The organism is Alkalihalobacillus phoenicis (assembly GCF_047302405.1).
In the GTDB taxonomy this organism is placed as follows: domain Bacteria; phylum Bacillota; class Bacilli; order Bacillales; family Bacillaceae_D; genus Alkalihalobacillus.
This window is the reverse complement of sequence record NZ_CP154853.1, coordinates 731,396-752,454: the sequence shown is the minus strand read 5'-3', so window position 1 is coordinate 752,454 and position 21,059 is coordinate 731,396. Positions and strand designations below refer to the sequence as shown.

Sequence of the window (21,059 nt, the reverse complement as noted above, 5' to 3'; positions counted from 1 at the left end):
AAACGATGGGCTATGCATTTCTTTTGTTTATCAAGCCCTATTTTTGAACAAAATAGGGGAATACACATATAGTAAAAATGAAATCGCTACCTAAGGAGGTTATCTCTTTGGATTACCATTCAATCAGAATGCGTCAACTTCTTAAACAGGATCCTTTTCTTTCTTCTGTTTTTAACGATATTGCCAAACATATCACAAATGAAGAAGCAGCATTGTACTACGTATTTGAACATTATGTGCAACGGGAACCGATTTTAAAAAATGCTTATTTATATTTAACATCTCATTCGTAAAATTTTCCCACTATTTTCTTTTAATTAAACGAATTATCAATAGAACCAATGCGATTACGAGTAATATATGAACTAAGTTTCCCGCAATTCTAAAACTAAAACCTAAAATCCATAAGACAAACAAAATGATTAAAATTGTCCACATAAAGCGTCACCTCCATTAAATTAATTGTTACGAGTAGTTTTGACTAAATTGAACTGGTTCATGCAAATTGAAAGTATGAGCTCTTGTGATTACTTTCCACCAAATACAAAAATTGAAACATACCAACAAAAAAAAGCTGTCTCATTCGGTTTCTCCTAATGAGACAGCTTCATTCTTTTTTATTTTTTTACTCTGACTCTTATTCAAAAGTTAATAACAATTCATACCCGTTTTCAGAAATGACTTTTCCATCTTTATGATTCTCCATTAATTGCAAGTAAGCATTTGATGATTTTATAAACTCGTCACGATTATATTCGGCTAAAGATTTATCAATTGCAGCGTCAATTCTTTCTTTTTGGTAATGGTATAGAGAATATTCCAAAATGGCTTGGGCATATAACGATTGAACAGTAGTTTCTGAACGATTCTGTAAATTTTTTATCACATGTAACTGTTTTAAAACATTTTTATCCATCGCAAATTGATTATTCATCTCGCATCCCTCCATTATTTCTTTCCAAAAATATTCCCATTTTCATAAGAATTTAAACCAAGTTTCTTTGAAAGCGTTATCATTTGATTATATTTTATCATTTTATATCAAAATATTCAATTAATTAGTCAGAAAAACGATCAGCCATTTTTCTACATGATTTACGAATAATTATAAATACGGTCAGTCTGTTATCAGAACTAGATCAATTTGAACGTAAAAAAGTCCCTGAAATACTCTTTAGGGACGCTAGGTTTTTACAGGTTCAATTAACTCCACCTCTGTAAGACTAAAATGAAATACTTCCTTATGGTCGTCTTCATAAAAAATAATCGTTTGTTTTAAAACATCATATTTTATCAATCGTCCAATAAATTGTTTCTTTCCTTGGACATATTGATGCGTCTTTATTTTCAATAAATGATTTCCGTCTATCCACTTATATAAAAGAGAATGATATTCGCTCATCTTCTTCACCTCTTTCGATAACTCTAATAACCAAACTATATTTTTTTATTTTTCTCTAAATGTGAACGTCCTTATTAGCAAACTTGTCAAATACAATAATTCAGCTATAATAAGAACTAACGTTCGCATTTTAGATTGGAGGATCATTTATGTTAACCGAACAAGAGTTAAAACTCACCCAACGCTATATTGTTCTTACGACTGTCCGAAAAGCATTAGAACTTGACTATTATAAAACCGAACAGACAAAATATAAATTTCAACCACTTTATTTGGAGTGGCAAACACATATACTCGATCAAATCAGTAAAGAACTTGGTCAAATAAAAAAAATAATGCAGCTCAAACAAATTAAAATAAGTCAACCTATTAATGATGGGCTTTTTAGCGAATATCATTTTTCATATCGAGGATTTAATCATTCAAATAAGATTTTAAATGTACATTTACGAAACCAATCATATGAATACCTTAAACCATTTTTCTCTAAATATGCCTATAATAATGACAACACTAATGAAAAATAAAATGTTTTGCGATATGCTATTAAATCTCTATTATGCCCGAACATTACCAACATAATGCCTTTTGCTAATTGAAGTGGAAAATTGCCTGTTCATTCTCTTTTTAACCCTACATAACACCAAATAATTTTGTCTTTTTTTGTACTAGAGCTAGATGATACAATTACCCAAAAGGATTGAGTCTCCATTTTAAATCAATTGAAGGAGAGTAACAAGACGCATCGTTGCTTCTCCAAAAGAAAAATGTCACCCTATATTCATTAGAGTGACAATCACTAGTTATTATGATAATACTTTTTGTATGGCTTCAATCACCCGGTCAGCTTGAAATGGTTTAACAATAAAATCTTTAGCCCCACCTTGAATCGCTTCGATAACCATTGATTGTTGCCCCATTGCAGAACACATAATCACTTTTGCATTTATATCAACTTCTTTAATCTTCTTTAAAGCTTCAATTCCATCCATATCAGGCATCGTAATATCCATCGTTACTAAGTCAGGCTTAACTTCATTATATTTCGAAATTGCCTCAACTCCATTTGCAGCCTCGCCTGCAATCTCAAAGCCATTTTTCGTCAAAATATCTTTTATCATCATTCTCATAAAAGCAGCATCATCAACAATAAGAATAGAAGCCATTATATTTATCCACCTTTCACCCTATATAATCAATTCATTATCAATTATTTTTTCTAATTTTAATAAGGTGAACAGTTTATCACCTAGTTTGATAACCCCATTTAAATATTCAGCCTCTACACTACCAATCACTTCTGGAATCGGTTCAATCTTATGTTTCGGAAAGTCAAAAACATCCTTTGCTTCATCCACAATTAACCCAAAATTTAATTGGTCCTTGGAAATGACTAAAATTCTCGTCGTATCATCTACTTCTTTTTCATCAAGGCCAAAACGCAGTCTAAGATCAATAACTGGAGTGATAACACCTCGTAGGTTCATAACCCCTTTGATAAATGAATCCACATTCGGGATCCTTGTAATGGGCAACATTCGCTCAATCGATTGAATAAACTCAACCGGAATCGCATATTCTTCCTTTTCAATTCGAAAGACGATAACTTTCATTTCCTCTGATGCCGTTAATGCATTTGTCATCTTTTTTCGCCTCCCATTATTACTTAATTAAAGCATTTGAGTCGACAATTAATGCTACTTGTCCATCACCGAGAATCGTCGCACCTGAAATAGCAAAGATATTCGTTAAATATTTTCCTAATGATTTTAAAACAACATCATGCTGTCCAATTAAGGAGTCAACGACTAATCCAGCGACCTTACTTCCTTTTTGCACAATAATCAATGAGTAAAAGTCTTCTTCAATCGCTTCTTCTGTCACATGAAACACGTCTCTTAAGAAGACAAGCGGGACCACTTTCCCTCTAAAATCAATCACTTTTTGATTATGCACCGTATAAATATCGGTTTTATTAACAATAGCCGTTTCAACAATTGATGTTAACGGAACCGCATATTTTTCTTTTCCAAGTTCAACTAACATTACATCAATAATTGATAAGGTAAGTGGCAATTGTATGGAAAAGATTGAACCTTGTCCAAGCGTCGAATTAACGGTTACGCTCCCACCAAGTGATTCAAAAGTCGTCCTTACAACATCTAAACCTACGCCTCTTCCCGAAATATCGGTAATTTTATCAGCTGTACTAAATCCAGATGAAAATAACAAGGAGTATACTTGTTGATCATTCATCGCTTCCACATCTGCTTCTTTAATAACTCCATTTTTTAATGCCTTTTGAATGACTTTATCGCGATCAATTCCAGCACCATCATCTTCAATTTCAATAAAGACATGGTTTCCACTATGAAAGGCTCGTAATGTAATCGTGCCAACTTCTGGTTTCCCTAGACGTTTTCTTTCTTCCGGTGTTTCAATTCCATGGTCAATCGAATTTCTTAATAAATGTACTAACGGATCACCGACTTCATCAATAATCGTCCGATCGAGCTCCGTATCTGCCCCGATAATTTCTAAATTCACTTCTTTATTTAACTCTTTAGATAAATTGCGAAGCATTCTTGGAAAACGATTAAACACTTGCTCAACTGGCATCATTCGCATCGTCAAAATGATTTCTTGTAAGTCAATTGAGATTCTTGACATTCGTTCCACTGTATCATTTAATTCACTATTTTTGAGCTCATTAGAGATTCTGTTCTAGACGGCCTCTATCAATCACTAACTCTTCAAATAGATTCATCAACTTGTCCAATCGTTCAATGCTTACACGAATGGTTTTATTTGAATCTGCTTTTTTAACTACTTTTTGTGAGGATGAATTTGTCTCTTCAGCAGGTACCTCTTCTTGTGTTTCATTCATAGGTTCAGAGAGTTCATTCTCATTATTTTGTTTTACTTGCTGTTCTGTTAAAGCCACAAAATCAACTTCTTTTATTTCAGAAATATTTAAAATTTGCTCCTTCACTTGTTCAATTGACGCTTTAGCGATAAAGGTCACTTGAAAATGATGGTCAAATTTTTCTTCTTCTAAAAGTTCTGTTGACGGGTTCGCTTTAATCACTTCCCCATGCTGCTCGAGGACCTCAAAGACCATAAATACACGGGCTGCTTTTAACATTGTTTGCTCATCAAGAGTCACTTTCATCACATACACAGCATAGTTTTGTTCAATAGATTGAAGTAAAACCGTTCTTTCAAATTCATCAAAACTTTCCTTCAAGTCACTTGAACCTTTAATGAGCTCTGCCGTTGCGGCAACCTCATTATGTATCTCATTTTCAACAAATTCTTTCCCATTAACCACCTGCTCTAATTTTTGGTTCATTAACCGAACATCACGTTTTCCCTCTCCACCTTCTGAGATATTCGTCACCATATGTTCCAAATCATCAATCGCCGCAAAAACGACGTCGAGCACAGTTGTCGTGACCGCTAATTTTTCATTTCGAATCAGATCTAACACATTTTCCATATTATGTGTCAATTGAGCTAAATCTTCAAACCCCATGGTTGCGGCCATCCCTTTTAAAGTATGGGCTGATCTAAAAATTTCACCTACGATCGCTAAATCATTTGGTGACTTTTCTAATAGTAATAAGTTATCATTTAATGATTGCAAATGCTCCTGACTTTCATCAAGAAAGACATCTAAATACTCTGCATTAATCAAGAAACCACCCTCCCCATCATCCCCTCATTTATAACAAAAAAATCGTCCAACACCTTAAATAAGGACTTTCTATATATAAAGAGGATCTATCCGCTTAATTTTATAACAAAACGGATTTCATAAACCAAATAAACCATTACTTTTATACTATAAAACAAATCGATGGGAAGCAATAGTAAATATTAATGAATTGATCATATTCTATATAAAAAATTCAACTTTAATAACAAGCTGTAACAGAAGGTACAACGGTTAGATTCTCGACCTCTGAATCGTGACCATTTGGTTGAATATAAATCGCCTTTACCCCAAGAGAAAGGGCTGGAGCGATTTCGTTAATAAAATTATCTCCAACAGAAACAACTTCTTCTGGTTTTACTTTGTATTGCTCGATTAAGTGTTGGATTAACCCTTTTGTATATGTAGGTTTTTTAGCGGATGTAATAATATGCTCAAATACGCCTACTAAATCAAGTTCGTTTAATAACCGTCCCACATCTTCACGGTCACTATTAGTCATGAGGACAATATTAGAGTCTTTTTGTAATTCGAGTAAAAACTCTCTTAATCCAGGTAATTGCTCAATCGTAAAATCATTAGAGACCATAAATTCTTTCGTTGCTAGATAGCTACTATAGCAATCATTCACACCGTAATGTTTTGCACAAGCAAAGGGCAACCACCAACCATCACCGATCGCTACTAGATTATCAAAATCAAACTGTTGGGCTCCAGGGTAAAAAGTTTGCAACTGCTCATCTGTGATTTTTTCTCCGTCCCAACGATAGGCAGCTGTCACTAATAAATCAATTGGATTAATAGTTAAAACTAAATCTCGGCGTACATCATATACTTTTCCAATTGAAACAAGATGCTTTCCTTCTTTCATTTGTTCGTACTCTCGATAAAACTCTTCTCTTTTTTCTAATGAAACTTTTGCTTGTAAATGCCTCGCATAATAGTCAAAATGCTCCGTTCCTTCATATAAAGTTCCATCCAAATCAAAAATGACAAGCTTTGAGTTTATTTCCATCTTTTTTCGACACTCCTTCCGTTTATATTTTTCAAGTATAATACCACTCCCCCTTTATTTACAGCGTTTTTCTTTAATTAACTTTAACTGACTTAATTATTAAGCTAGTATTAAAATTGTGAAACTTTGTCAAAAATTATCCCAATCTAGTGGATTTTAACTTTTCTGAACAGTATAATAGAAAAGTAGTTTACTAAATTACAAAAATTGGGGGTAATTCTTTAATGTCAAAGAAAATTTTATTAATGTTGTTTGCCTTATTTATGGCAACGGTATTAGTGGCATGTGGATCCGGTGAAAATACAACGGACGAGGGCACTACAGGTGGCGATAATTCATCCGAAGATACAACGGATGAAAATGAAGCTAGTGGTGATGTACCTGATAAAATCATTATGGGCTTTGTTCCATCTACAGACGCTGATAAAATCGCAGATAATATTAAACCACTCGAAGAAAGACTAGAGCAAGAGTTAGGTATTCCTGTTGAGGGACAAGTAATGACAAACTTCACTGCACTTGTTGAGGCGATGGGTAATGACCAAGTACATATTGGTTTCATTCCAGCCTTTGGATATGTACAAGTGACAGAACGCTATGATAATGTTGAGGTTTTTGCAAAATCAATTCGTCATGGTAGCTCGACTTACAAAGCTCAGTATACGGTAAGAACAGACTCTGATATCCAAACATTAGAAGATTTAGAAGGTAAAATTTGGGCATACCCTGACCAAAGCTCAACAAGCGGCTTCTTATTCCCAGCTGCTCAGTTTATGGATGATTATGGTGTAACAGATCTTGATGCTTTCTTTGGTGGTCAGATCCAAGCCGGTAATCATGATAATGCATTAATTACCGTCCTTGAAGGAGACGCTGATTTCGCCACAACTTTTGATGATGCTCGTACAAACATCGAGGGCGATTATCCTGAAGCAATGGAGGAGCTTCGTGTCTTAGGTTACACAGACGAAATTCCAAACGACACAATTAGTGCAAACAACAATCTTTTAAGTGATGAGCTTATCACTGAAATTAGAGATATTTTCTTAAGCTTTAATGATGACGAGGAAATGATCAACGTTATGGATGAAGTTTATAACTGGACTGGACTTGACGCAGCTGAGCATGACGAGTATGAAATCGTTCGTTCTGTATACAAAAAATTCCAAGAACAGTTTGATTGATCACTTGCATTTCTAAAACTAAAGTAATGGTTGGGGGGAGAACATTTTCTCGCCCCTCTTATCATGTTAACTCATTTTAACATGATAAGAGGGGGCTCAACATTGACATCCTAATAAATCAAAAATCTCAACTTTAGAACCATTGATTAAACCCTTTTATTATAATAAAAAAGGAGACTCATAGTAATGATAGAATTTAAAGATGTTTCACTCGTTTATCCTAATGGTACACAAGGGTTAAAAAATGTAAACTTAAAGATAAATCCAGGCGAATTCGTAGTCATCGTTGGCTTATCTGGAGCTGGAAAATCTACGTTAATTCGAAGCATGAACCGATTAGTTACACCAACAGAAGGTGAATTACTAATTGCCGAAGAAAACATATTAGACTATCGGACACGGCAACTTCGGCAACTTCGGACAAAAGTAGGGATGATTTTTCAAAACTATAATCTAGTAAAACGTTCTACCGTGATGAAAAATGTCATTTCTGGCCGTCTAGGACATACCGGAACATTGAGGAGCATTTTGAACTGGTACCCTAAAGAAGACTTAGCACTCGCTTACCGAAGCCTTCAACGTGTAAACATCGCGGAAAAAGTTTATCAAAGAGCCGATCAACTTAGCGGGGGGCAGCAGCAGCGTGTTGCAATTGCACGTGTATTAACGCAGCAACCAAATATCATTTTAGCTGATGAACCGGTTGCATCACTTGACCCACCAACCTCCCATCAAGTGATGACTTATTTAAAAAAGGTTAATAAAGAAGATAACATTACAACTATTGTTAACTTACACTTTATCGACATGGCCATGGAATATGCCGATCGTATCATCGGAATGAGAGCTGGTGAAGTCGTTTTTGACGGTCCCGCAAGTGAAGTGAGTGAACAAACTTTTGAAGAAATCTACGGAAGAAAGATTCGGGAGGATGACCTTGTAGGAGGTCCTGAAGATGAATAATAAACAAGTCATAACAGGAATTACATCAAATAAAACGAAGATTAGAATTTCCATTATATTTGCTCTTATTGTTGGCGTCTATATTTATACATCATGGGTTACCAATTCTTCATTAGCCGATTTGTGGGCTGGAAGAGGAGGGTTTATCCGAATCGCTACTGATCTATTCCCACCAAATTGGAACTATACATCTACCGTTTGGAATCAGTTAGTAGAAACCTTACATATGGCGATTATTGCCACTACAATTGCAGCCATTATTAGTATACCGATTAGTTTATTATCAGCGGCCAATTTATTTCAGAGCCCATTCATCCATCAGCCTGTTCGTTTTATTATGAATGTATTACGAACAATTCCTGACATTCTACTCGCAATTATATTTGTTGGGATTTTTGGTGTTGGAGTATTCCCTGGAATTATGGCTTTAATCATATTCTCTTTAGGTCTTTTAGCTAAATTAATGTATGAGACAATTGAATCCATTGATATGAACCCAATCGAAGCCATTCGAGCTTCAGGAGGAAACACACTCCAAGTCATTGCATATGCTGTCGTTCCTCAAGTTCTACCTCAATTTGTATCTTTTAGCTTGTACGTTTTCGAAGTCAATGTAAGGGCATCACTTGTGCTTGGTTTTGTAGGAGCAGGAGGAATTGGTCTACTCTTAAACCAACAAGTAAGCTGGGCAAATTATAATAATGTCATGACCATTATTATCATCATTTTCATTTCTGTCGTCATTATCGACTACATCAGTAATAAAATAAGGGAGAGACTAATATGACAGAATTTACGTTACCTCCTAAACCTACTAAAACGATTTGGCAAAAAACAAGGCCTTACTTGATCGCTGCCATTTTAATTGCCATTTATACATGGACATTTACGAGTATTGATATTCGTTGGGAGCGCGTCTTTAGCCAACGAACGATTGACAGTATTTTTAGAGTCATTCCACAGTTATTTTCTCCTGATTGGAGCGCCTTTGGAAAAGTCATGGGATTAATGTGGGAAACTATTCAAATGGCCTATACTGGTACTTTAATGGCAGCGATTCTAGCCGTACCATTTGGATTCTTTGCTGCGAGTAATATGGTTAAAAATAAGTTTTTAAATACAGCATCCAAATGGGTGTTAAATGGAATCCGTGCCTTCCCCGAGCTCATTTTAGCGTTAATGTTCGTAGCTGCAGTTGGGCCAAGACCTTTCGCTGGGGTTATCGCGATTGCGATTGGTTCGATTGGGATGCTAGGTAAATTGTATAGTGAAGTGATTGAATCCATTGATATGAACGTTGTTGAAGCACTTGAAGCAAACGGAGCGAACAAAATGCAGGTGTTATTTTACGGAATTATTCCACAAATTATTCCTGAATTTTTATCCTATGCTTTATACCGTTTTGAGATCGATGTTCGTGCCTCCACAATTCTAGGAATTATTGGTGCCGGTGGTATCGGTACATTAATTACGATTGCTACCACAAACCGAAACTGGTCCGAAGTAGGATTAATTTTACTTGTGATCATCGTTGTTGTTACAGTCATCGACATCGTCAGCTCACAAATTAGAAAACGTTTAGTTTAATAGGGTGGAGATGAGGGGCTAGAACCTCTCATCTTTTTTTGTGAGTCTTTAATATGCGGTACACTCGCCTGAGGGGATTTCGTACCGTAATCCTAGCAATAGTTCATTTTCATTACTTATTGCCGGTTAGTCGTACCCTAATCCTAGCAAAACTTAAGTTCCATTACTTATCCACGCTCTCTCAGCCCTCCGCCACGAGCTCACATTTTATTAACGCCAAAAAGCCGACAAGCAGTCGCATTGCTCCTTGTCGGCTCTTATTTTTTTCCTCCTCATCATTAACGACTATTTAACTCACTGACTACTTGCTAGCCATTCAGATTTTGTCTCGGCTGTTTTTTTTCTTCTTACTAGTTCTTGAATTTCTGTCATTAACCTTTTTTCATTCGCTTTTGAAAAAACTAATGAATGAATTGGCTGATGTTGGTCTCTAAAAACAAATAATGAAGTTGATTCGACTTCCTTTTGGACTTGATACTCATAAGCCATTTTGTATAAATACAATTGCGGCTCATAGATTGATAAGAGCTCACCACCTGTTTGTTCGATTTTATTCGTCTTAAAATCAATTAGGTGAATTATGCCCTCTCGTTCGACTATTTTATCAATCTCTCCGATTATTTCCGCTCCTGCTTGGGCTAATGGAAATGAAAAGCTCCATTCATTCGCTACTGGACGCCCTAATTGAGCTCGAATATCTTGATTATACGTCTTTAGTAGCTCCTGCAACTCTAGACGAACCTTTCCTTTCACATCAGCTTCACTTATTTTATTTAAAGACTCATCAATCGCCTGTTCTTCGTCAATTCCGTTATCTAAAAGCTCACAGGCCTTATGAACAATGGTCCCAAATTCATTTGCTTTAATCGGCAAGGCCTCTTCCTGAGTAGGTGATTGTTCATTTGAGTTCCTTTCTTCTTCTAACCCAAGAACATATCGTTCAAAATAAGCCCCTTTATCGTGAATAAAGGTCATGACTTCTGAAACCGATAATGGCGTTAACACTTCCCTACTTTTTAATAACTTCGGTGCGTCGTAATTTTGCCCTTTTGGTGACCAAGCTCGTTCACTTAAGGCACCGATTTCTTCCTCAATCAATTGTGATAACCCAGTTGCATTTTTCGCAAATTCAACCATCTCTAACCAAGAATGCTTACTTCCTTTTTCACATCCAACCATAAGCAAATGATCTCTTGCTCTTGTTGCCGCTACATAAAATAACCGCTTCTCTTCTTCTCGGGCTTCTAAATTCCCTAAATCTTTTGCTATCGGGTAACCCGGCGTTTCAACTACAGCTGTCATTTGTTCCTCTTCTTCGTCTGATTCTAATCTAAAAACAATTCCAAGTTCTGAGTGAAAACGAACAATTCCTGTGTCCGGGCGTGGCCGTCGATCCATTTGCGGCAAACAAACAATTGGAAATTCCAAGCCTTTAGACGCATGAACAGTCATAATGTGAAGGGCATCCCCATCAAGCCTTTCCATTTCAGCCTCGCCCTCTTTTTCACTCAATTGCATCCGTTCATCAATTACCTCTACCATTTCTTCATAAAGGCGGCATTGATTTTGTTCTAATAAGCCAATTAACTTCTCGACGTTTTTCACTTTTTGTAACCCATTCTCTTGCAACAGTAAACTATTTTTCAAACCAATGTCTTCAAACATTCGCTGTAAGTAGCTTAAAGTAGATTGTGTAGGTTTACTTGAAATATACACTTCTAACCAGCCTTGAAGTTTCAAGGCGGCTTCAAAAATGACTGGTCCAGCGATTAATTCATTTTTTAACGTATAAAGGAACTCATAAAGTGACTGCCCTTCCTCCAAATGTTCTTGAATGTCCAAGAGCTCATTTAGTGTTAATCCAATTAATGGACTCCTTAGTAAAGCCGTTAGATAAAGGTCTTCAAATGGACGGTTCAACCAACGAATAAAATGACTAAAATCAATTACTTCTTGCCTTTGAAAAAAAGCAATTCCTCCATAGACGGTATAGGGAATTTGGTAAGATGTCAAAGCACGCTCTAGTTGAAGCAATTGCGTCCTTGTCGGTATTAAAATCGCGATATCTTTCCAACTTGGTTCTTGCCACACCCCATTAGAATTCACTAATGGTTTTCCTTCTTCCATCATCGTTACGAGCCTTTTTGCTAATTGAATATATTGATCCTCATCTTCATCGGTCTTAAAAAGTTCAATACTTTTCTTTTCGAATGATTCAGGTTCCCGTGCCGCCTCAAGGGCCGTATATTTTGTTTCAAAGGCAAAGTCAGGTTCAGGTTTCATGATACTTGAGAATATATGATTCACCGTTTGAATAACAGGATCAGTCGTTCGATAATTCATATTCATTAAAATCGTTTCAGCGTCTGGACTTGTTTCTGCCCCTTCCTCTAGTTGGTTCATTAAAGAAACATTGGCCCCTCTAAACCGATAGATCGACTGCTTCGTATCCCCAACAATAAATTGATAATCGGGGTCAATTCGTTTTAACATTTCAAGTTGTAGTTGGTTTGTATCTTGAAATTCATCTACCATAAAATGGCGGTATTGCTTCCGACAGGCGGCTTGAATACTTAGATTATTTAATAGTGATACGGCTTTTTGCTGTAAATCAGAAAAATCAACTAACCCTAAATAATCTTTTCGACTTTGATAGGCATAATCAAATTGTTTAATTAGTTCTACCAACCGTTTCAAAAGATCGACCGATTGCTCACTAAAATCTAAGCTCCCTGACATATCCTTCCACCATTTTTTCAATGGTTTCCACTCTAATTCAAATAAATCATATAGCGGTGGAATTTTCTCTTGCCATTTTTTATCGGTACGACTTGGCATACACTCTTCACAGATCTGGATGTATTCTCCAACAGGCAAACGTTCATGCAAGTCAGCAAAACCATTCTCTATCTTTTGAACATGCTTTTTTTGAGCAGCAGTTAACTCGTCATATGCTGGAAATTGACGAATATAATCATTCGCTTTTGTATGAAAGGATTGAATCTTTTCAATCAATTGTTGCCCAACAGCCGCTTTTTGAATCTCGACCATCTCCTCAACTCGCAGCTCCTGAACCTTTGATGGCCCGACAAACCACTCACGCATTTGATTTAATATCGAAAAAAGATAGTCTGTCAAACTGTCTTTTGACAAATAATCAAAAAAGGGCTCAGCTCGTTCCACAAAAGCCGATTGCTGAAAAAGCTTCTGAATGAGTTCCTTTTTTAACTGATTCGCTTCAAGCTCGTCGATGACTTTAATTCGTGGTGGGAGTTTGGCATAAATGGCATATTGACTAAGGATTTGCTGACAAAAACTATGAAAGGTCGAAATGATCGTCCTCTCTAATGCATCCTTTTGTTCCAACCAAAATCGTTGTTCCTCGTCCTCTTTGGAGTCAGCGATTTTTTCATTAATACGGCTACGGATTCGGTCTTTCATTTCACGAGCGGCCTTTTCTGTAAAGGTAATGGCAACAATTTCATCGATTGTCACGCCCATGCGGTGCTGGGGATTCGTTCGCTTTAATTCACATAAATAAACGATTCTTTCTGTCAAAACTCGTGTTTTTCCTGAACCAGCTCCGGCTGAAACAACGACTAAAGAATGTTCATTAAAAATCGCCTGTTCTTGGGCTTGATTAAACTTCATCACTGCTCCCCCTTTCTTTCTGCTCCTCTGTCACACGACAAATCGGTTTATATGGGCAAAAATCCGAACAATCCAACGGTTTCACTGGGTATTCTGTATAAGTCCCTTTCCATAATTTCTCGATTTTTTCTGGTAGTTCATTTTCATTCATATAATCGTCCGTAGCCCAAGTAGATTCCTGGTTTCTCGTTCTTGAACTTACGAAAAAAGGCGAGTCTTTGCCAATAAAATCGGGTCGCCACACGCCATTCCCCGCTCTTTTTTCGGGGTCGCGTAAACTAATATAACTCGCTCCATACCCTGTCATCTCTTGGTTCAATTGATCACTTAACTGCTTTTGCATCACATACGCATAAAGAGGCAATTGGAGCTTTAATCCGGCTTGAATTTCTTCTTTTTTGATCGATGCTTGTCCTGTTTTATAATCGTAAATCGTAAATCCTTTTTGATCTGTGTCCACTCGGTCAATTTTCCCTCTTAGATACAAGTTCTCACCAGTGGATAAAGTAAAATCAAAATAAATCGGGGCTTCTAGTGCTTCAATTTTCATAGACGGAATTCTGTCATTGTCCCAGAAATGTTTCCTTTCCGCTAACCACCATTTCTTTAACCTTCTTTTCCACAATTTCTTTAAAAGTTTTAAATCTAACGCACTAATCTCAGCATTACGTTCCACTATTTCTTCCCAACCGTCTTCAAATTTCTGTTCAAGTAAGCTCGGTACTTTCCTTTTGACATCATCGGATATCGAAGAAAAAGGCACTCCAATTAATTGTAATTCTTTATAAATCGATTCAATAATGTCATGAACGAAGTCACCAATATCTAGGGGAGAAACTTGCTCTGAACGCAAAACAGGTTCCTGAATTTGTAGCTCTCGTTCCATTGCATATTTAAAAGGACATCTTGCATATGCCTCAAGAGCTGTAACCGTGGTTTCTCCCTTTTTTCTTTTCTGCTGGTGTTTTTTTTCAATGCTTTCCTCAAACAACTCCAAACGTTGCAATCGTTTTTGATAGGCCTTCAAATGAGCCGGCAAAACATTTTTTTGGAGTGCATACCCTTTCCCTACAAAATAAGATAAAAGTTCTTCTTGTTCTTCTTCACCTAAAACATTTTTTAACTGGCTTCTTTTTACGAATGTCCAATCTTTCTTTTCCATTTCAAGCCCTTCTAAAATAGGCGATGGCAAATGTGGGTGAGCTGCATCAAGTCCACGGACATACGAAAAAACAATCTCCTTTGCAACATAAAATAGTTGTTGAAAAAAAGCTTCCTGGCTTTTACGAGATAGCAGCTGACTAGGAGCTCCATTAACAATAGGCAGGGCTGATAAATCCCGTTCATTTAAATAACCTGATAACGTATGAGAACGAGGAAAAATCCCTTCATTCATCCCGACAACAAATAATTTCTGCCCTTTAAATAAACCAATATCTCGCCAAGTATGTAGTGCCACCCCGTCCTTATGTCCTCTCTCAATAAAAAGTTCGATCGCCTCACTTGATTCTTTTAACCATTCATAAAATAACTCCTGATTCATAAATAGCGAACCTAAGCCGCGATCAGTCAGTGTAACAAGTTGCTCGTTTATCTTTTCTTCCAATTTTTCTAACGCACGTTTTTCAGTTGAGATATTTTTTAAAAAAACAAGTTCCTCTTCTTCTCTTAATTTTTGAACCCAAATCTCTTGCCAATTTAGTTCCTCTAAAAACTGCTTAAGGATATTTAAATAATCCATAAAAGAAGCTTTTTTCGGCCATGTCCAGTTCCTTGTCGTTTTAAAAATAGCTTGTACTTGTTCATTGATGGCCTGTCCTTCTGATAAGAACGTTTTTTTCTCTTTAATATATTTATTCGCCTCTAAAAAGGAAAGCGAAAGAACTTGTTCAAATAAAGCAAGAGAATCCCATTTTGATAATGGTCCACCTTGTTTTTCAAAACTTAATTGAAGTAGGTGGTAGATGCCTGTCTCTGATAATTTTTTTTGTTTAGCTGTTTGAAAAGGGATTTGATATCGTTTTGCCTGTTCTAAAAGAGGGGTTATGTCTTCTCGCTCATTTGCAAATAAAATCGCCTGTTCCGAAAAGGGTAAATCCGATTGAGCAATTTCATATAAGATCGCTTTTAATTCTTCTTCTTTTGTAGAAGCGGCCGCTAAGCTCCTTTTTGGGTTTACCTCATTCGCTTCAGCTAGACGATAGTGATCGGTAAACCCAATTTGCCCCAACTCTAACCTCGTTTGCTCAACGATCGAAAAGTTGCGATCATTCGGTAAATAAATCTCAAGTGACATACCGATTTCTTTTAAAGTTTTAATTAATAAGTATTGCAAAGGATTAAAGCTATAAAACCCATCAACAACGATTCTAACTGGATCAATTGGATACTTTTTCAACAATTCAACCGCAAAGAGAATATGATTTTCTGGATCATACATCTTGTTATCTTTTAAAATTTGCTTCTCGTACTCTTCAAATAAGTTCTTCAGCTGAATCAAGGATTCTGGAATGTCATCGAGAGTTAAACCTAGTCTTTTTAACTGTCCGTATGTATCAGCAAATCCCTTTGATTGACCGAGTGTTTCAACCATTTCAAAGTCATATTGGTTCCGCTCTACAAATTGTTGAAAAAACAAAGTTCGCTCGTGCTCTGTAATGGAAACGATATTTGGTTCAATCTTTTGAATAAAAAGTTGAGCTAATTCATCAAAGTTTAAATAATGAAGGTTTTTTTGACGTTCTAATCCTTTACTTAACCAAATTCGCGAAGGCAACACATAAAAAACCTTCATCTCTTCTTTTTGCTGGAAGGCAACAAACTCATCTAGTCGCTCTTGTTTGGCTACATCTCTAAATGAAGTTCCATAAATAGTATGCGTCATATATTCCCTCCAATTGGTTTATTCCTTTCTTTTCTCATGTCCGTATGTAAAAGACCATCATGCATATAAGATTCTGAAACCGAATAAAAACCAAAAGACTGATAAAATTTTTCTAAATAAGATTGAGCTTGAATAAAAATCGATTTCTGCTCTTTTTCTTCTTCTAAAATTGAAATTGCTTTGTTTAATAACTGAACACCGTAACCGAGGGAACGTTGCTTTTGTGCGACAATCACTCGTCCAATCGAAGCCTCCTCAAAATAGTCCCCCTTAAGAAAAAGACGACTGTAGGCTAACATCGCTCCATTTTCATCTTTTAAGAATAAATGTAATGCTTTTTTATCTGCTCCATCTAATTCTTCATATGGACAATTTTGTTCAACAATAAAGACATTTACACGTAAACGGAGGATTTCATATAGTTCTTCATTTGTTAGCTGATTAAATTCTTTCACAACCCAATTCATCATCATTTCCCCTACCTAACCCGATTTTCAAAAGATTGATTTCTTCTATTTTAGCATAAAGAAAACTCACCCTCCGCTTCCCAACCTCTCATTTCTTTCTAAAAATAAAAAAAGTACAGCTTCGATCTCTCAAAGCTGTACTATCTTTTAATTAAAAGGAAATCACTCTAAAACCCATTAACGGTACAATTATCAGGATAATAATAAAAGCTCCCCCTAATACACCGGCATTGTTTAACTTTCCTTTTTTCGTTCTTGTTAAGATAACTTCCATTAACCCGATTAAGGCAATCGCTAATAAGCCTTTAACTGCGTACATAGCTGCGAATCCCCAAGAAGCAAATAGTAAATAAATACCTGAAACGACCATAATTACAAAGAACAATCTTAAAATCATATGTAGAATTTTTCCTGCTTTTGCTTTTCCACCTTTTAATAAGAAAAAGGCAATAATAAAGAGCAAAATTGTAATCGCCCATCCACTTGAATGCAAATGGCTAAACATTGTTTCCATTTTAATCCTCCTAAAATAATCAAAGTTATTACTGGTCCTCATTTGTATTATAAGCGAAATAGGAATAAGAATAAACTTTTAGACCTATGTTGCCATAGAACCATCATAATTCCAAAGTTTTTTTGGCTTACTCCCTCCATTAAAGAAGCTTTTGACCAAACAATGAGCCTATTAAGGCAACCGCCGCCTCAGCCGTCGTATTTTTCTCATCTAAAATCGGGTTCACTTCCACAAATTCTGCTGATGTAATGATTTTTGCTTCTGCTAACATTTCCATCGCTAAATGACTTTCACGATACGTGACACCACCAATGACAGGTGTCCCAACTCCTGGAGCCTCGAGTGGGTCCAAGGCATCCAAATCAAAGCTTAAATGAACACCATCTGTCCCTTTGGAAACATGGGCAATCGCTTCCTCCATGACACGAGTCATACCAAGCCGGTCAATTTCATGCATCGTGAACACTTTAATATTTAATCGTTTGATCAGAGCTTTTTCCCCGTCATCTAAAGATCGAGCCCCAACGATGACAACGTTTTCAGGTTTTACTTTAATTTTAGCTTTTCCTATTTCAATTAGCTCGTCTTCCCCTAAACCAAGGCTAACCGCTAGTGGCATACCGTGTATATTCCCAGATGGAGATGTCTCAAGCGTATTTAAATCCCCATGGGCATCATACCAAATTAACCCTAAATTTTCTTTCGTTTGAGCCACACCAGCAAGCGTCCCAATCGCTGTACTATGATCGCCCCCTAAAATCAACGGAAAATAACCCGTCGTTTCCACTTCCTCAATCTGATTTGCTAACGCTGTACATGCTTCAACAATTTCATTTAAATGCCTTAGCTTTTGTACCTTTTCCCCTTCCCTTGAAACAGGAATATCTCCAAAATCAACAACCTCATCACTCAACCTTTTTAAAGTCGCTTCGAGCCCAGCATATCGAATCGCACTCGGCCCCATGTCGACCCCTCTTCGACTCTGTCCTAAGTCTAATGGGACACCAATGATGCCTATCTTCTTTTTTGTCATAAAACTACCCCCATTGTGATATTTTCTCACAATATATATTTCGAGTTATTTCCCCAAAAACCCTTTTAAAGCGAACGAAACATTTTGCGGACGTTCGGCTAATCTTCTCATAAAATAAGCGAACCAATCATTTCCATAAGGTACATAAATACGGACTTGATAGCCCTGTTTCACTAACTCCCTTTGCAAAGATTCCCTAAATCCATATAGAAGCTGAAACTCAAATTTATGTCGAGGAATTCTCTCTTTAAAACAATATATTTTCACCTTTTCGATGATTCGATGATCATGGGTAGCAATAGCTGTAAACTCCCCCTCTCGTAAATGTTCTTTAATTCTCTCAAAATATTGAACATCAATTTCTTCTTTCGTTTGAAAAGCAATCGCTTTTGATTCTTTATAAGCACCCTTAACAAGCCGTAAGCGAGCCCCTTTTAAATGTTGAATATCACTTTTAGCCCGGAACAAATAAGCTTGTATTACAGTACCAACTGTATCAGGAAATTCATTTCGTAAACTTTCTAACAAAGTTATCGTATCTTGGCAATAATCAGAGCTCTCCATATCAATACAAACAAAATTACTCGACCGCTCAGCCGCCATCACAATTTTTCTAACATTTTCATAACAAAACTGCGGACTAATACTTAATCCTAGTTGAGTCAACTTAATCGATAGCTGACTTTTCAAGTGATGCTTATTAATCTTTTCTAACATTTCTAAACAAGTAACTGTTGCTTGAAGGGCTTCTTCCCTAGTTGTGACAAATTCTCCTAAATGATCAACTGTTACTAAAAAACCTTGTTCATTCAAATGTTCGATAATTTTTCGAGCTTCCTCAAGCGTCGTCCCTGCAATAACTTGTTTTGCTCCAAATTGTAAACCAAATTTTTTCGCTAAATGATTTAAGAGCTTATTTTTTGATAACATTAAAAAAAAGAGCCTTGTCATTTTATTAAACCACTCCTCATCTCACATAATGAGAGTTGAAATCATTTATTCTCCTTATTCATTTATATGCGATGGGATTGGGGCTATTCATTCCGGTTCGTTAGGTTTTAATAGGTGAAAAAGAAGCTACCCCATCAGGCGTCATGTTCATGACCTATTAGGGATAGCTCCTTTGCCATATGCATTAATTCAAGTCAAAATGTTTGCCGTTTAGCTCGTAAATGACCCATTCGGTAATGTTTGTAGCATAGTCGGCAATTCGTTCAATGTAGCGACCGATAAAGGCTAGTTGGGTTATTTGATTCACTCCGACCTCACCTGAATTCATTTCAAATAGCTCCTTAATGATTTCACCGTACATCCGATCAACATGATCATCAAGGGAAGCAATTCGTTGAGCGAGCATGGCGTCTGATCCGTCATACGCTTTTAACGATTCCTCGATCATTTGCTCGGCAAGATGAAACATTTTAAGCATTTTTTCTTTGGTATCAGTTAACAGTGAATTGTCTAGGCGACGGGCCGCTTTTGCCATATCGACAGCTAAATCTCCGACCCTCTCTAGATCACTCGAAATTTTTAATGTCACAATCAATTTTCGTAAATCCGTAGCGACTGGTTGTTGTTTAGTAATTAAAAGCGTAACGGAGTCATTAAGTTGATGCTCAAGCTCATTAATAAAATGGTCATCTTGAATAATCGATTCCATTTTAATCAAATCAGCTTCACGGAAGGCTTCATGTGTTTCATTTAATACTTCTGAAACTCTTGTACCCATCCCTAACAATTGATTTTTGATTGCTTGTAGTTGTTGCTGAAAATTTTCTCTGCCTGCCATAGATTGCACCCCCTTAACCGAATCGACCCGAAATATAATCTTCGGTACGACGATCGGTTGGATTAGAGAAAATTTTGTCCGTTTCGTCATACTCAACGACTTCACCATTTAAGAAAAACGCGGTGCGATCAGAAATACGTGCTGCCTGTTGCATGTTGTGTGTAACGATTACGATACTATAATCTTGTTTTAATTGTTGAACAAGCTCTTCTACTTTTAACGTTGAAATTGGGTCAAGAGCTGAAGTCGGTTCATCCATCAAAATGACATCAGGCTCAATAGCTAAACAGCGTGCGATACAAAGACGTTGCTGCTGCCCTCCAGATAATCCATAAGCATTTTCGTTTAACCGGTCTTTTACTTCATCCCAAATATAGGCTCCTTTTAAACTTTGCTCCACAATTTCATCTAATATTTTTTTATTTCGGATTCCATGAATTCTTGGTCCATAAGCGATATTATCATAAATCGATTTCGGAAATGGGTTTGGCTTTTGAAAAACCATTCCGACTCTCGTTCTTAATTCTTCTACTTTAAAAGACTTCTTGAAAATGCTTTGCTCTCTTAGTTGAATATCTCCGGATACCCGAACGATAGGAACAAGCTCAACCATCCGATTTAACGTTTTTAAATAAGTGGATTTCCCACATCCAGATGGCCCAATAATGGCGGTTACTTCTTTTTCATAGATCGATAGGTTAATATCTTTCAAGGCATGATCTTGACCATACCATAAATTTAAGCCTTTTGTATCGTAAACGACCTTTTTATCTTGTGCTTGGTACTTCGGCTTTTCATTCACTGAAATGGAAATCTCTTTCTTTTTCGGTTCCGTCAACATCGTCATCGTTTCTC

20 protein-coding genes and 1 pseudogene are annotated in these 21,059 nt (G+C 36.5%); 6 read left to right on the top strand and 15 right to left on the bottom strand.

Annotated elements, in window-relative coordinates:
* Positions 1-107: 107 nt before the first annotated feature.
* Positions 108-293 carry a hypothetical protein gene (locus tag AA0017_RS03350; protein ID WP_413379536.1) on the top strand — a complete coding sequence of 62 codons (186 nt, stop codon included), beginning with the start codon at positions 108-110 and terminating at the stop codon, positions 291-293.
* A gap of 10 nt (positions 294-303) precedes the next feature.
* On the opposite strand, the gene AA0017_RS03345 is transcribed toward AA0017_RS03350, so the two are convergent.
* From AA0017_RS03345 to AA0017_RS03335, 3 genes are all read right to left on the bottom strand, one after another.
* Positions 304-438: a lmo0937 family membrane protein gene (locus AA0017_RS03345; RefSeq protein ID WP_413379534.1), complete on the bottom strand. Its 135-nt coding sequence runs from the start codon at positions 436-438 to the stop codon at positions 304-306.
* A gap of 199 nt (positions 439-637) precedes the next feature.
* Entirely contained in the window at positions 638-934 is a 297-nt protein-coding gene (locus AA0017_RS03340) for an IDEAL domain-containing protein (protein ID WP_413379532.1), read from the bottom strand.
* A 249-nt stretch (positions 935-1,183) separates the two neighbouring features.
* Positions 1,184-1,402 (bottom strand): hypothetical protein, encoded by a 219-nt coding sequence (locus AA0017_RS03335; RefSeq protein WP_413379530.1) that lies wholly within the window; start codon positions 1,400-1,402, stop codon positions 1,184-1,186.
* A gap of 149 nt (positions 1,403-1,551) precedes the next feature.
* Here AA0017_RS03335 and AA0017_RS03330 point away from each other — a divergent pair, with 149 nt between their 5' ends.
* Positions 1,552-1,929: a hypothetical protein gene (locus AA0017_RS03330; protein ID WP_413379528.1), complete on the top strand. Its 378-nt coding sequence runs from the start codon at positions 1,552-1,554 to the stop codon at positions 1,927-1,929.
* A 279-nt stretch (positions 1,930-2,208) separates the two neighbouring features.
* Here the strand turns inward: AA0017_RS03330 and AA0017_RS03325 are convergent, their stop codons facing one another.
* The 4 genes and pseudogenes from AA0017_RS03325 to AA0017_RS03310 form a co-directional block, all read right to left on the bottom strand.
* Positions 2,209-2,568: a response regulator gene (locus AA0017_RS03325; protein WP_413379526.1), complete on the bottom strand. Its 360-nt coding sequence runs from the start codon at positions 2,566-2,568 to the stop codon at positions 2,209-2,211.
* A 21-nt stretch (positions 2,569-2,589) separates the two neighbouring features.
* Positions 2,590-3,045, bottom strand: a complete 456-nt coding sequence (locus AA0017_RS03320) for a chemotaxis protein CheW (protein ID WP_413379524.1) — start codon at positions 3,043-3,045, stop codon at positions 2,590-2,592.
* 19 nt (positions 3,046-3,064) lie between these two features.
* Positions 3,065-5,099: pseudogene (locus AA0017_RS03315) on the bottom strand (chemotaxis protein CheW).
* 220 nt (positions 5,100-5,319) lie between these two features.
* Positions 5,320-6,132 carry an HAD family hydrolase gene (locus AA0017_RS03310; protein ID WP_413379521.1) on the bottom strand — a complete coding sequence of 271 codons (813 nt, stop codon included), beginning with the start codon at positions 6,130-6,132 and terminating at the stop codon, positions 5,320-5,322.
* A 224-nt stretch (positions 6,133-6,356) separates the two neighbouring features.
* Here AA0017_RS03310 and AA0017_RS03305 point away from each other — a divergent pair, with 224 nt between their 5' ends.
* From AA0017_RS03305 to phnE (AA0017_RS03290), 4 genes are all read left to right on the top strand, one after another.
* On the top strand, positions 6,357-7,316 hold the full coding sequence (locus AA0017_RS03305; protein ID WP_413379518.1) for a phosphate/phosphite/phosphonate ABC transporter substrate-binding protein: 960 nt from the start codon (positions 6,357-6,359) through the stop codon (positions 7,314-7,316).
* A gap of 186 nt (positions 7,317-7,502) precedes the next feature.
* Positions 7,503-8,279 carry a phosphonate ABC transporter ATP-binding protein gene (gene phnC, locus AA0017_RS03300; protein ID WP_413379515.1) on the top strand — a complete coding sequence of 259 codons (777 nt, stop codon included), beginning with the start codon at positions 7,503-7,505 and terminating at the stop codon, positions 8,277-8,279.
* Positions 8,272-9,066, top strand: a complete 795-nt coding sequence (gene phnE / locus AA0017_RS03295; protein WP_413379513.1) for a phosphonate ABC transporter, permease protein PhnE — start codon at positions 8,272-8,274, stop codon at positions 9,064-9,066. Before phnC ends, phnE (AA0017_RS03295) begins: the two co-directional genes overlap by 8 nt.
* Positions 9,063-9,866: a phosphonate ABC transporter, permease protein PhnE gene (gene phnE, locus AA0017_RS03290; protein WP_413379510.1), complete on the top strand. Its 804-nt coding sequence runs from the start codon at positions 9,063-9,065 to the stop codon at positions 9,864-9,866. The genes phnE (AA0017_RS03295) and phnE (AA0017_RS03290) overlap by 4 nt, the downstream gene beginning before the upstream one ends.
* Before the next feature lie 294 nt (positions 9,867-10,160).
* Here the strand turns inward: phnE (AA0017_RS03290) and AA0017_RS03285 are convergent, their stop codons facing one another.
* The 8 genes from AA0017_RS03285 to pstB all read right to left on the bottom strand — a co-directional run bounded on the left by AA0017_RS03285 (position 10,161) and on the right by pstB (position 21,051).
* Positions 10,161-13,517, bottom strand: a complete 3,357-nt coding sequence (locus AA0017_RS03285; protein ID WP_413379507.1) for a UvrD-helicase domain-containing protein — start codon at positions 13,515-13,517, stop codon at positions 10,161-10,163.
* Positions 13,507-16,401: a PD-(D/E)XK nuclease family protein gene (locus AA0017_RS03280; RefSeq protein ID WP_413379504.1), complete on the bottom strand. Its 2,895-nt coding sequence runs from the start codon at positions 16,399-16,401 to the stop codon at positions 13,507-13,509. The genes AA0017_RS03285 and AA0017_RS03280 overlap by 11 nt, the downstream gene beginning before the upstream one ends.
* Positions 16,398-16,868, bottom strand: a complete 471-nt coding sequence (locus AA0017_RS03275) for a GNAT family N-acetyltransferase (protein ID WP_413379502.1) — start codon at positions 16,866-16,868, stop codon at positions 16,398-16,400. Before AA0017_RS03275 ends, AA0017_RS03280 begins: the two co-directional genes overlap by 4 nt.
* 151 nt (positions 16,869-17,019) lie before the next feature.
* The gene (locus tag AA0017_RS03270; protein WP_413379499.1) at positions 17,020-17,382 is read right to left on the bottom strand and encodes a DUF1516 family protein; all 363 of its coding nucleotides are present in this window, start codon (positions 17,380-17,382) and stop codon (positions 17,020-17,022) included.
* A gap of 139 nt (positions 17,383-17,521) precedes the next feature.
* The gene (rocF, locus tag AA0017_RS03265) at positions 17,522-18,415 is read right to left on the bottom strand and encodes an arginase (protein ID WP_413379496.1); all 894 of its coding nucleotides are present in this window, start codon (positions 18,413-18,415) and stop codon (positions 17,522-17,524) included.
* A 45-nt stretch (positions 18,416-18,460) separates the two neighbouring features.
* Positions 18,461-19,366 (bottom strand): proline dehydrogenase family protein, encoded by a 906-nt coding sequence (locus AA0017_RS03260; RefSeq protein ID WP_413379494.1) that lies wholly within the window; start codon positions 19,364-19,366, stop codon positions 18,461-18,463.
* 184 nt (positions 19,367-19,550) lie between these two features.
* The gene (gene phoU, locus AA0017_RS03255) at positions 19,551-20,204 is read right to left on the bottom strand and encodes a phosphate signaling complex protein PhoU (RefSeq protein ID WP_413379492.1); all 654 of its coding nucleotides are present in this window, start codon (positions 20,202-20,204) and stop codon (positions 19,551-19,553) included.
* A gap of 13 nt (positions 20,205-20,217) precedes the next feature.
* A complete protein-coding gene (gene pstB / locus AA0017_RS03250; RefSeq protein ID WP_413379490.1) occupies positions 20,218-21,051 on the bottom strand; it encodes a phosphate ABC transporter ATP-binding protein PstB in 834 nt (277 codons plus the stop codon).
* Positions 21,052-21,059: the final 8 nt, after the last annotated feature.

Excerpts from the sequence above, each read along its gene's own strand:
- AA0017_RS03345 (WP_413379534.1), bottom strand. The coding sequence starts at position 438 with ATGTGGACAATTTTAATCATTTTGTTTGTCTTATGGATTTTAGGTTTT.
- AA0017_RS03340 (WP_413379532.1), bottom strand. The coding sequence starts at position 934 with ATGAATAATCAATTTGCGATGGATAAAAATGTTTTAAAACAGTTACAT.
- AA0017_RS03335 (WP_413379530.1), bottom strand. The coding sequence starts at position 1,402 with ATGAGCGAATATCATTCTCTTTTATATAAGTGGATAGACGGAAATCAT.
- AA0017_RS03330 (WP_413379528.1), top strand. The coding sequence starts at position 1,552 with ATGTTAACCGAACAAGAGTTAAAACTCACCCAACGCTATATTGTTCTT.
- AA0017_RS03325 (WP_413379526.1), bottom strand. The coding sequence starts at position 2,568 with ATGGCTTCTATTCTTATTGTTGATGATGCTGCTTTTATGAGAATGATG.
- AA0017_RS03320 (WP_413379524.1), bottom strand. The coding sequence starts at position 3,045 with ATGACAAATGCATTAACGGCATCAGAGGAAATGAAAGTTATCGTCTTT.
- AA0017_RS03310 (WP_413379521.1), bottom strand. The coding sequence starts at position 6,132 with ATGGAAATAAACTCAAAGCTTGTCATTTTTGATTTGGATGGAACTTTA.
- AA0017_RS03305 (WP_413379518.1), top strand. The coding sequence starts at position 6,357 with ATGTCAAAGAAAATTTTATTAATGTTGTTTGCCTTATTTATGGCAACG.
- phnC (WP_413379515.1), top strand. The coding sequence starts at position 7,503 with ATGATAGAATTTAAAGATGTTTCACTCGTTTATCCTAATGGTACACAA.
- phnE (WP_413379513.1), top strand. The coding sequence starts at position 8,272 with ATGAATAATAAACAAGTCATAACAGGAATTACATCAAATAAAACGAAG.
- phnE (WP_413379510.1), top strand. The coding sequence starts at position 9,063 with ATGACAGAATTTACGTTACCTCCTAAACCTACTAAAACGATTTGGCAA.
- AA0017_RS03285 (WP_413379507.1), bottom strand. The coding sequence starts at position 13,517 with ATGAAGTTTAATCAAGCCCAAGAACAGGCGATTTTTAATGAACATTCT.
- AA0017_RS03280 (WP_413379504.1), bottom strand. The coding sequence starts at position 16,401 with ATGACGCATACTATTTATGGAACTTCATTTAGAGATGTAGCCAAACAA.
- AA0017_RS03275 (WP_413379502.1), bottom strand. The coding sequence starts at position 16,868 with ATGAATTGGGTTGTGAAAGAATTTAATCAGCTAACAAATGAAGAACTA.
- AA0017_RS03270 (WP_413379499.1), bottom strand. The coding sequence starts at position 17,382 with ATGGAAACAATGTTTAGCCATTTGCATTCAAGTGGATGGGCGATTACA.
- rocF (WP_413379496.1), bottom strand. The coding sequence starts at position 18,415 with ATGACAAAAAAGAAGATAGGCATCATTGGTGTCCCATTAGACTTAGGA.
- AA0017_RS03260 (WP_413379494.1), bottom strand. The coding sequence starts at position 19,366 with ATGACAAGGCTCTTTTTTTTAATGTTATCAAAAAATAAGCTCTTAAAT.
- phoU (WP_413379492.1), bottom strand. The coding sequence starts at position 20,204 with ATGGCAGGCAGAGAAAATTTTCAGCAACAACTACAAGCAATCAAAAAT.
- pstB (WP_413379490.1), bottom strand. The coding sequence starts at position 21,051 with ATGACGATGTTGACGGAACCGAAAAAGAAAGAGATTTCCATTTCAGTG.